Source organism: Marinobacter sp. UBA5687, assembly GCF_002420325.1.
Classification (GTDB): Bacteria; Pseudomonadota; Gammaproteobacteria; order Pseudomonadales; family Oleiphilaceae; genus Marinobacter; species Marinobacter nauticus.
In genome coordinates this window covers 1-10609 of the sequence record NZ_DIHV01000068.1, presented here as the reverse complement: position 1 = coordinate 10609, position 10609 = coordinate 1, and the positions used below count along the sequence as shown (strand labels likewise).

Genomic DNA, 10609 nt, shown 5'->3' with positions numbered 1-10609 from the left:
AAGGAAGAAGGCCGTAAATTCCACTTCCCGGTCATGGCCCCGGAGCAGGCACAAAAGCACTTCGAAGCCATTCTGGGCCGCTGGATGGAAGCCACCACCCGGACCCTGCCCATTCACTGCGAAGCCGGCTTTGCCTGGATCACCAGTTTCTATGGCGGCAAGAAATTTATCGGCGACCACGAACGGGCCATCAGTGAAGCAGAACAGGCCTATTCCACCGCCCTGGACCGGGACACCGGCTACCTGCTGGGTGCCTTCGAAAGTCCCGAGGCACTGATGGCGAGCGGCGAGTTTGAAGCCCTGCTGCATCAGCTTTATGTGCCTCTGTGGGAAGCCGAACAGGGCAAGTCGGCGGCGGAGCAAATCGGGAGCATGGAATGACGGAACAGAGAACCAACCGAAACCCGAATCTGGACCCACTGGCCCTGCCCCTGAACGGCAGCGCGCTGATCGAGGCCAGCGCAGGCACCGGCAAAACCTTCACCATCGCCATCCTGTATGTGCGCCTGGTGCTGGGCCATGGCCAGGCAGAAGACAGCCCACTGCAGAACCTGTTGCCGCCTAACCTGCTGGTGGTCACCTTTACCGACGCCGCCACCAAGGAGCTGCGGGACCGCATCCGCACCCGGCTGACCCAGGCCGCCGAGGTGTTTTCCGACGCCGCTGACCACCTCGAACCCACCCCGGAAACCGCACTTATCCACAAGCTGCGGGATGACAGTTACCCGGACCCGGCCAGGTGGCCTGACTGCCGCAAGAAACTGCTGCTGGCCGCCGAATGGATGGACGAAGCGGCGGTATCCACCATTCACGGTTTCTGCAACCGCATGCTCAGCGAACACGCCTTCGACAGCGGCAGCCTGTTCAAGCTCACCCTGGAAACGGACCAGAGCGAACTGCTGGACGAGGTGGCAAGGGATTACTGGCGCACCTTCGTTTACCCCTTACCACCGGCCCTTATGGACGAAGCCCTGAGCCACTGGAAAACCCCCACCGAGCTGCGCAAGGCGGTACGTAACCTGATCGACGACCCGGATGCTCTGGGTACACCGCCCCAGAGCGTACACGAAGCCATTGACCAGGTGGTCAGCGAACGGCTCGCGCGGGCCGGTGAACTGAAAGCCCACCCCTGGGCCCAGTGGCAACAGGAAGTCACTGACCTGCTGAACGATCTGAACAAAGGCAAGCGCCTGCACGGCGGCAGCAAGAACGCCATGCTCAAGGTGTGGGAATTTCTGGTCGCCTGGGCCGAATCCGACGAGCTGTTGCCGGAGAAGCTGGACAGCGCTGCCGGTTACAAGAACCAGACCCCCGAGGGTCTGGACAACATCCTGAAAGGCGACGACCAGGCACCCCATCACCCGGCGTTTGACGCCATCGACGCCTTGCTGGCATTCGGCCAGAACCCACCCAGTGCCAAGTCCGACATCCTGCGCCACGCCAGCCACTGGATTGCAGGGCGGCTGGAAGCGGAAAAGCAGCAGCGCTCGGAAATGGGCTTTGATGACCTGCTCACCCGCCTGGATGACGCGCTGCATGGCCCCCGCGGGGACCAACTGGCCGCCACCATCCGCCGCCAGTTTCCTGTAGCGCTGATTGACGAGTTTCAGGACACCGACCCGGTGCAGTACCGCATCTTCAACCGGATCTATAACGTCGCAGCCAACCAACCGGACACCTGCCTGCTGATGATCGGCGATCCGAAACAGGCCATCTACGGTTTCCGGGGCGCCGATATCCACACTTACCTGCAAGCCCGCCTGGGCGTGCAGGCACGCACTTACACCCTGGGCAAGAACTTCCGCTCCGCCGAAACCATGGTGAGCGCCGTCAACCGGGTGTTTGAGCACAGCGACCAGTTCAGCGCCAGGGGCGCCTTCCTGTTCGGCAAGGGCGACAGCACGCCGCTGCCGTTCCAGGGCGTCGATGCCAACGGCACCAGGCGGCTGTGGTCGGTGCAGGGTGAAGTCCAGCCCAGCCTGGTGTTCTGGACCCACGAATCCGGTGAAACCGACAAAGAGGGTAACCCCAAGGGCCTCGCCAAGGGCACTGCCACGGCTGAAATGGCCGAAACCTGCGCCAGTGAAATCGCCCGATTGTTGACCCTGGGGCAGGGAAGGCAGGCCGGCTTTGGCTTGCCAGACAGCCCGAACGACCTCGAACCCGTTGAACCCAGAGACATTGCCGTACTGGTGAATAACCGCAACGAGGCCGCTGCGGTGCGGGACGCCCTCGGCCGGCGGCGCATCAAAAGTGTGTACCTGTCGGACCGGGATTCAGTATTGACCTCACGGGAGGCGAACGAGGTACTGTGCTGGCTACGCGCCTTTGCCGAACCCCGGCAGTTGGCCTTCATCCGGGCTGCGCTGGCCACACCGACCCTGGGCCAGAGCTGGCAGGCACTGGATCGGCTGCTCACCGACGAGCTGATACTGGAACGGGAAATCGAGCGCTTCCAGCGCTACCAGCAACAGTGGCAGAGCCAGGGCGTACTGCCCATGCTGCGTAGTTTTCTGATGGACTTCGAGGTTCCCGGCCGCCTGCTGCAACGCCCTGACGGTGAGCGAAGACTGACTGACATCCTGCACATCGCCGAACTGCTGCAGCAGGACAGCCTGCAACTGGACGGCGAACATGCCCTGGTGCACCACTTCACCCAGATCCTGCGGGCGGCAGACGAAGAAGACGAACACCGCACCCTGCGCCTGGAAAGCGATGCAGGTCTGGTAAAGGTAATCACCGTGCACAAATCCAAGGGCCTGGAATACCCGCTGGTATTCCTGCCCTTCGGCACCGCCTTCCGGGCAGAGAACCCGAAGCAGGCGTATGTTCGCTACCACGACGACACCGGCAAGCTGGTGACCGTGTTCGATCCGACTCCGGAAGACATTGAAAGGGCCGACCAGGAACGCCTGGGCGAGGACATCCGTAAACTCTATGTGGCCCTGACGCGGGCCCGGTTTGCCACCTGGGTGGGCGCGGCGGCTGTGGATAACTGGTATCAGAGCGGCCTGGGCTATGCGATTGCCGGAACACCGGAGCAGTCCATCAGCCAGGCTCTGGCCTCACTGGCCCAGGGCCGCCCGGAAATCCGGATTTCCCCGCTGCCGGAAGCCGGAAACACAATATTCACCGAAATGGCCCCGGACGCCCTGGGCCCGGCGCTGATCTCCACGCGGGAAGCGAAGGAAGACTGGTGGATCGCCAGCTACTCCACCATCGAATACACCGGCATGACCGGCACCGGTATTACCTTCACCGGCGAGGTGGAAGACGCCCAGACCCAGAACCTGCTGGAAGAAAGCGCCCAGAATGACACCGGGGAGGCCCCCGCCGTACCCGCCGTACGCAACCACCATCATTTCCCCAAAGGCGCGGGACCCGGCACCTTCCTGCACGAATTGCTGGAATGGTGCACCGCCCAGGGCTTCCAACGGGTTGTGAATAACCCGGAGCTGTTGCACGAGCAGCTGGCCCGCCGCTGCTCCACCCGGGGCTGGGGCGACTGGATCGAGCCCCTGCAACAGTGGCTGTTGGGGCTGATCCGCAAACCACTGCGACTAGATCGCAATGGCCAGGATGCCGCCAGCCTGGCGCAGTTGGCCAATCTGCGCCCGGAGCTGGAGTTCTGGTTTGAAAGCCGTAACGTCAGCATCCATAAACTGGACAAACTGGTCACCCGTTACACCCTGAACGGCGCGGACCGGCCCCGGGCCGAGGCCAACCGCTTCAATGGCATGCTCAAGGGCTTTATCGACCTGGTGTTTGAACACAAGGGGCAGTATTACGTGCTGGACTACAAATCCAATGCTCTGGGCGAGGACGACGACGCCTACACCGACCAGGCCATGGGCCAGGCGATTCTGGACAAACGCTACGACCTGCAATACATCCTCTACCTGCTGGCCCTGCACCGGTTGCTGAAGGCCCGTTTACCGGGATACGACTACGACCAGCACATTGGCGGCGCGGTGTACCTGTTCCTGCGAGGGGTGAACTCCGCCAGCGGCGGCGCCTTTACCGACAAGCCCCCCAGGGTGCTGATCGAACAACTGGACGCCCTGTTCGATGGCGAGCCGGTGTCCGGGGAGGTGGCTGCATGAGCCGTACCCGCCATACCGAAAACCAGTTTGCCCTGGACCTGGGTGACGACACGCCAGTGAACCGGGCGGCCACAGAATCACCGGAGGCTATGGATAACTCCCAGCTGCTGGCCCATCCTGACGACACCGAGGCGCTGTTAGGGCAATGGCAACAGGCCGGCTGGATTCGCCCGCTGGATACCGGCTTTGCCCGGCTGATCAGGGAACTCAGCGAAGAGCAGGGCGAACGCCCGCAACCACTGGTGCTGCTGTTGGCGGCACTGACCTCGCACCAGGTGGGCCGGGGGCACGTATGCATCGATCTGGCCACGCTACTCGACGATGCCGGCCAGACCCTGGCGCTGCCGCCGGAAGAACCGGCCAATACCGGCCTGTCTGAGAGCGAGGTGGCCAACCTGCAAGGGCGTTATCCACAGGAACTGCTGTCACGGGTACAGCTAACCGATTGCCTCGCAGCCCTGCAGGGTTCTCTGGCCGTGAGCGATGGCTCCGTGCCGGCACCGCTGGTACTGAACGGCACCCGACTGTACCTGCGCCGGTTCTGGCGTTACGAACAACGCATTGCCGAAGGCATTCAGCAACGACTGGCCTTGCCATCGCCGCTGGCCGACCCGCAATCGGCGGCCTCGCAAACCTTATCCACAGCGCTCAGCAAACTGTTCCGGTCCACAGAGCCGGTGGATTATCAGAAACTGGCCTGCGCCCTGGCCGCCCGTAACCGCTTTGCCGTGATCACCGGTGGCCCGGGTACCGGCAAGACCACCACCGTGGTGAATCTTCTGGCAGCCCTGCAGGCCGTGGCCGGGGAAAGCCCGGAGCGGGCAGGGCGCAAGTACCGTATCCGCCTGGCCGCACCCACCGGCAAGGCCGCCGCCCGGCTGAACGAATCCATTGGCGGTGCGGTCAGCAAGCTGCCACTGGCCGACCTGCCCGGCTCCGTGCAACTGGAGGACATTCCCACCAAGGTCACCACCCTGCACCGGCTACTCGGTAGCCGGCCAGACACCCGCCAGTTCCGACATCACCGAGACAATCCGTTGCTGGTGGATATCCTGGTCATCGATGAGGCCTCCATGGTGGATGTCGACCTGATGGCCTCGGTATTCGATGCCCTGCCCGCCAGCGCTCAGCTGATCCTGCTGGGCGACAAGGACCAGCTGGCCTCAGTGGACGCCGGTGCGGTGCTGGGGGAACTTTGCCAACGGGCCCTGGACGCCCACTACACGCCGGATACTGCCCGTTGGCTGGCTGCCATCACCGGCGCGCAGGTGCCGGATAGCCTTGTGGATAACTCCGGCCAGCCACTCGACCAGGCGGTGGCGATGTTGCGCAAGAGCTACCGCTTCGGACAGGACAGTGGTATCCGTCAACTGGCAGAAGCCGTAAACACCAGCGAGCTCACCAGCCAGGTACTGGGTCATATCCGGGACGCCGGGTTTGATGATGTAATCTGGCTGAACGGCCAAACACCAAAACCCGATCCGGATCAGACACTTGAGCTGATCTGCCACCACGCCATCACCGGCTCACCGGAGGCTTTCCGAAACGCCGGCCAGGGCCGGGTGGTGAATGGCCAGGCGCTGCCAACACCGGTAGGCTATAGCCATTATCTGGAAGTTATCCACAGCTGTGATTTGACCGCCGACAGTCCCCGGGAAGCCTGGGATGCCCACGCCGCTGAGGTGTTGGAAGCCTTCAACGATTTCCAGGTGCTGTGTGCGTTACGCAAAGGCCCCTGGGGCGTGGAGGGCTTGAACCAGCGTATCGCCCAGAAGCTGCTGGCTGAAAAACTGATCGACAAAACCGACGGCTGGTACGCCGGCCGGCCGGTGCTGGTCACCGGCAACGACTACAACCTCGGCCTGATGAACGGGGATATCGGCCTCACCTTCAGTGTACCCTGGGATAAGACCGAAACCGGCGGGCCAAAAGCGACCCTTCGGGTAGCCTTCCCGAGCAGTGACAGCACCGGCGGCATTCGCTGGATTTCCCCCAGCCGTTTGCAGCAGCTGGAAACGGTATACGCCATGACGGTGCATAAGTCCCAGGGTTCCGAATTCAACCACACCTGTCTGGTGCTGCCGGATCGCCTCAGCCCGGTACTGACCAAGGAACTGGTGTACACGGGCATCACCCGGGCCAGGAACTGGTTCAGCCTGATTACCGGCGATGCACAGGTGTTCAAAGACAGCGTAAGCCAACAGGTGGTGCGGGCTTCAGGACTGGCGCTTCGGCTCGGAGAGCAATAATGGCCACGGGCATCAGTTATCCTCAGTCCGATGTTGCTGTTCCCAAAGACGGGCGTAATGACCATCGCGGGCCAGCAACTCGTGATGGCTGCCACTTTCGACAATCCGGCCCCCGTCCATCACCAGAATGCTATTGGCATCGCGAACTGTGGATAACCTGTGGGCAATCACCAGGGTAGTACGCTGGTGGCTGACCTCTTTCAGGGCACCGAGGATGGCCTGTTCGGACAAGGAGTCCAGGGAGGAGGTTGCCTCGTCCAGGATCAGTATTGGCGGGTTCTTCAGGATAACCCGGGCAATGGCCACCCGCTGTTTTTCGCCGCCAGACAACTTGAGGCCGCGCTCGCCGACTTTCGTTTCGTAGCCTTCTGGAAGACTGTGGATAAAGTTTTCCAGATGGGCCATTTTCGCCGCCCGGTACACCTCTTCCTCGGTGGCCTCAGGCCGGCCATAGGCCAGGTTTCGGTAAAGGGTGTCGTTGAACAGCACGGTATCCTGCGGCACCACACCGATGGCCGAACGCAGGCTGTCTTGGGTGACCGATCGGATATCCTGGCCATCAATCCGGATTGCGCCCTTATCGACTTCGTAGAAGCGGAACAGCAACCGGGCGAGGGTAGATTTGCCCGCGCCGCTGGCGCCCACCACCGCCACGGTGTGGCCGGCGGGAATGGTAAAGTTCACATCCTGCAGAATGGGACGGTCGGGCCGGTAGGCGAAGTGGATGTGTTCAAAGCGCACTTCACCGTTATCCACAGCCAACGGCCTGGCATCCGGCGCATCCTGGATTGCCGGCTCATCACCCAACAGCTTGAACAGCCGCTCCACATTCACCAGCGCCTGGCGGATTTCCCGGTAGACAAAGCCCAGAGCATTCAGGGGAATGAACAGCTGGATCAGGTAGGCGTTGATCATGGTGAAATCACCCAGGGTGATTTCACCGCTGGCCACTTCGCCCACCGCCATGGCCATAATGACGATCAGCGCCACGCCGATGATCAATGCCTGGCCAGCGTTCAGGGTGGCCAGCGACAGGCGGTTCTTCAACCGAGCCTTTTCCCACTCATCCAGGTCCTGATCGTAAAGCTCGGCTTCATAACGTTCGTTGTTGAAGTATTTGACGGTTTCGTAGTTGAGCAGGCTGTCGATGGCCCGCGAGTTGGACTGGTTGTCCCGGGCATTGGCTTCCCGCACGAACCTGGTTCGCCACTCGGTGATCCTGATAGAGAACACCACATACACAACCACCGCCACCAGAATGGCGACGACATACCCGACGTTGAACACCACCAGCAGGATGCCCGCCACCAGCAGGATTTCCAGGATGGTAGGCACAATGTTGAACAGGGTGAAGCGCAGCAGAAAGCTGATACCGTTGGTGCCGCGTTCAATATCCCGGGCCAGGCCACCGGTTTTACGGTCCAGATGAAATCCCAGTTCCCTCTGGTGCAGGTGTTCAAACACCCGCAGAGAGACCCGCCGCATAGCCCGCTCCGCGACCCGCGCAAACACGGCATCCCGCAATTCGCTGAACAGGGTGGCACCAAAACGCAGGCTACCGTAGGCCACCACCAGCACAACCGGGATCCACAGCAGCATGTCGGCACCGCGGTTCTGGTCCAGGTAGTCGACAATGTATTTCAGTGCCACCGGGGTGGCGACGGTGGCCAGCTTTGCCAAGACCAGCATCGCCATAGCCAACACGACCCGCCCCCTGAATTCCAGAAGATACGGCCACAGCCCGGAAATAATCGACCAGTCGGGCTTATGATCGGCGGGGTAGTCGTTGTCGGCGTAGGCTCTCAATGCAATATCCTTGAACTTTTGGAGATGTCGAGCGCCCGAGATGGGGAGCCTTTCCGGGACACGCTGTAAATACATCCCTGTACGCTCGACAAAAGCCATCCCTGGCTTTTGACGGTCCCGGAAAGGCTCCCCATCCCGTGCACTCTTGCTAACAGCTATGATACGTCTTCATCTGAGGACAAATCGTAAAAGAAACGGCTTAATTAAACTTTGATCGATCAGGAGAGTGACCATCAGCCCCAATCATCGTAAAGCTCTAAGACTTGTCATCGAGTTTATCAGTCCCTATCGACGCGCGGTTGTAGGGGCACTGGTGGCACTGGTTATTACCGCCGGCATCACCCTTGGTCTGGGCCAGGGCCTGCGCATTCTGGTAGATCAGGGCCTGGCCACTCAGTCTCCGGAAAACCTCGCCAAAGCTATCGGCCTGTTTTTCGTGCTGGTACTCGGCCTGGCCTTTGGTTCGTTTGCCCGATTCTACCTGGTGTCCTGGATTGGCGAACGGGTGGTGGCAGATATTCGCAAACGGGTATTCAATCACTTGATCGATCTCACGCCCAGCTTCTTTGAACAGAACCGGGCCCTGGAGATTCAGTCCCGGTTTACGGCTGACACCACCGTACTGCAATCGGTGATTGGCTCCACCGTCTCCATCGCCCTGCGCAACACGCTGATGCTTATCGGCGGGCTGATTCTTCTGTTTGTCACCAACGCCAAGCTGGCCAGCATCATCCTGCTGGGATTTCCGCTGGTGATTGCGCCGATCCTGTTTTACGGCCGCCGGGTGCGGGCGCTGTCCCGACTGAGTCAGGACCGGGTGGCGGATGTTGGCAGTTATGTCGGGGAGAATCTCAGCCAGATCAAAACCGTACAGGCCTTCAATCATCAGCCTCACGACCGCCGCTATTTCGCCGAGGTTTCTGAAAAAGCCTTCGATATTGCCCGGCAACGGATTCGGCAGCGCGCCTGGCTGACCACATTGGCGATTTCCCTGGTGATGGGCGCCGTCGGTATTGTCATCTGGATTGGCGGGCTGGATGTGATTCATGGCCGAATCTCACCGGGTGAGCTGGCAGCCTTTGTGTTCTACAGCCTGCTGGTGGGGGTCGCGGCTGGAGCCATCAGTGAGGTGATTGGCGAATTGCAGCGCGCCGCCGGTTCCGCAGCTCGCCTGTTTGAGCTGCTGCAGACCGAGCCGGAGCGGCGTCCCGAGACAGGAACGGACCGGCTTCCGGGCACAGTGACCGGTGCAATTACTCTGGATAACCTGAGCTTCAGCTACAGCGGGCGCACGGAACGGCCAGCGCTTGCCAGGGTCTCTCTGGAAATCCAGCCGGGTGAAACCCTTGCCCTGGTCGGACCGTCCGGTGCCGGTAAATCCACGTTGTTTGATCTGCTACTGGGTTTCTATCCGCTACAGGACGGTTCTATCCGGTTGGAGGGCATAGACACCGCCAAGGTTCCACTGGCTGACCTGCGACGGTGTTTCGCTCTGGTGCCGCAGAATCCCGCCCTGTTTCATGGCACTGTCGCCGATAATCTGCGCTACGCCCGGCCCGAGGCCAATCAGGCTGAGATCGAGCAGGCCGCCCGTATTGCCCACGCCCACGAATTTATTCAGGCCCTGCCACAGGGTTACGACACGCCCCTGGGTGATGCCGGCCAGGGCCTTTCCGGTGGCCAGAAACAACGACTGGCGATTGCCCGTGCGCTGTTGGCCGACGCTCCGATTCTGCTGCTTGATGAAGCCACCAGCGCCCTGGATGCGGAAAGCGAGCACCTGATTCAGCGGGCCATGCCGGCGCTCACGGAGGGCCGGACTACCCTGGTGATTGCTCACCGGCTGGCAACGGTGCGGGATGCCGACAGGATCGCGGTATTTGACGAAGGCCGACTGCTGGCAGTGGGCAGTCACGACCAGTTGATCCGCGATAACCCGCTGTACCGGCGCCTGGCCAGCCTGCAATTCCGGGACACGGGGAGCCAGACAGAACACTGAGTGCCCCGTTGGTCGGTTTGTGTGTTGGGTGCGTACTCCCTACACTGGTACTAGAAATTCCTAATCCTGACACAGGGAGACACGCAAAGTGAGCAACAAAGAATTGCAGGCACTCAAAGAGCGATACGTCGCCGCGGGCGCAGCAAGCCCCAATGATCAATTTGCAGATCACGCCCTGAACGCAGAGGTCTGGGACGCAGATGGCAAACGCATGATCGATTTCGCCGGCGGTATCGGCGTATTGAACATCGGCCATCGACATCCCAAGGTGGTTGAGGCCGTCAAGGCGCAGCTCGACAAACTGATGCACACCTGCCAGACGGTGATGCCCTACGAGGGCTACGTGAAGCTGGCCCAGAAACTGAGCGAAGTGGTGCCGGTAAAAGGCCACGGCAAGGTCATGCTGGCCAACTCCGGCGCCGAGGCATTGGAAAACGCGGTCAAGATTGCCC

The 10609-nt window shown here is 61.2% G+C and carries 5 protein-coding genes and 1 pseudogene; 5 read left to right on the top strand and 1 reads right to left on the bottom strand.

What is annotated here, in order from left to right:
• The 3 genes and pseudogenes from B3Y70_RS07295 to recD form a co-directional block, all read left to right on the top strand.
• Window positions 1-381: pseudogene (locus B3Y70_RS07295) on the top strand (exodeoxyribonuclease V subunit gamma); the annotation flags it as partial.
• Window positions 378-4103 carry an exodeoxyribonuclease V subunit beta gene (gene recB / locus B3Y70_RS07290; protein WP_273030927.1) on the top strand — a complete coding sequence of 1242 codons (3726 nt, stop codon included), beginning with the start codon at window positions 378-380 and terminating at the stop codon, window positions 4101-4103. The pseudogene B3Y70_RS07295 and the gene recB, both read left to right, overlap by 4 nt.
• On the top strand, window positions 4100-6352 hold the full coding sequence (recD, locus tag B3Y70_RS07285) for an exodeoxyribonuclease V subunit alpha (RefSeq protein ID WP_273030928.1): 2253 nt from the start codon (window positions 4100-4102) through the stop codon (window positions 6350-6352). Before recB ends, recD begins: the two co-directional genes overlap by 4 nt.
• Before the next feature lie 12 nt (window positions 6353-6364).
• Here the strand turns inward: recD and B3Y70_RS07280 are convergent, their stop codons facing one another.
• Window positions 6365-8158, bottom strand: coding sequence for an ABCB family ABC transporter ATP-binding protein/permease (locus B3Y70_RS07280; protein ID WP_273030930.1), 1794 nt, complete (start codon window positions 8156-8158; stop codon window positions 6365-6367).
• A 226-nt stretch (window positions 8159-8384) separates the two neighbouring features.
• On the opposite strand from B3Y70_RS07280, the gene B3Y70_RS07275 reads away from it, so the two are divergent.
• Window positions 8385-10157 carry an ABC transporter transmembrane domain-containing protein gene (locus tag B3Y70_RS07275; RefSeq protein ID WP_286714204.1) on the top strand — a complete coding sequence of 591 codons (1773 nt, stop codon included), beginning with the start codon at window positions 8385-8387 and terminating at the stop codon, window positions 10155-10157.
• 88 nt (window positions 10158-10245) lie between these two features.
• The coding region (locus B3Y70_RS07270) for an aminotransferase class III-fold pyridoxal phosphate-dependent enzyme (RefSeq protein ID WP_288589498.1) at window positions 10246-10609 on the top strand (364 nt) is incomplete at its 3' end.

Bases quoted from the DNA above. Each gene is read 5' to 3' on its own strand.
- recB (WP_273030927.1), top strand. From the start codon at position 378: ATGACGGAACAGAGAACCAACCGAAACCCGAATCTGGACCCACTGGCC.
- recD (WP_273030928.1), top strand. From the start codon at position 4,100: ATGAGCCGTACCCGCCATACCGAAAACCAGTTTGCCCTGGACCTGGGT.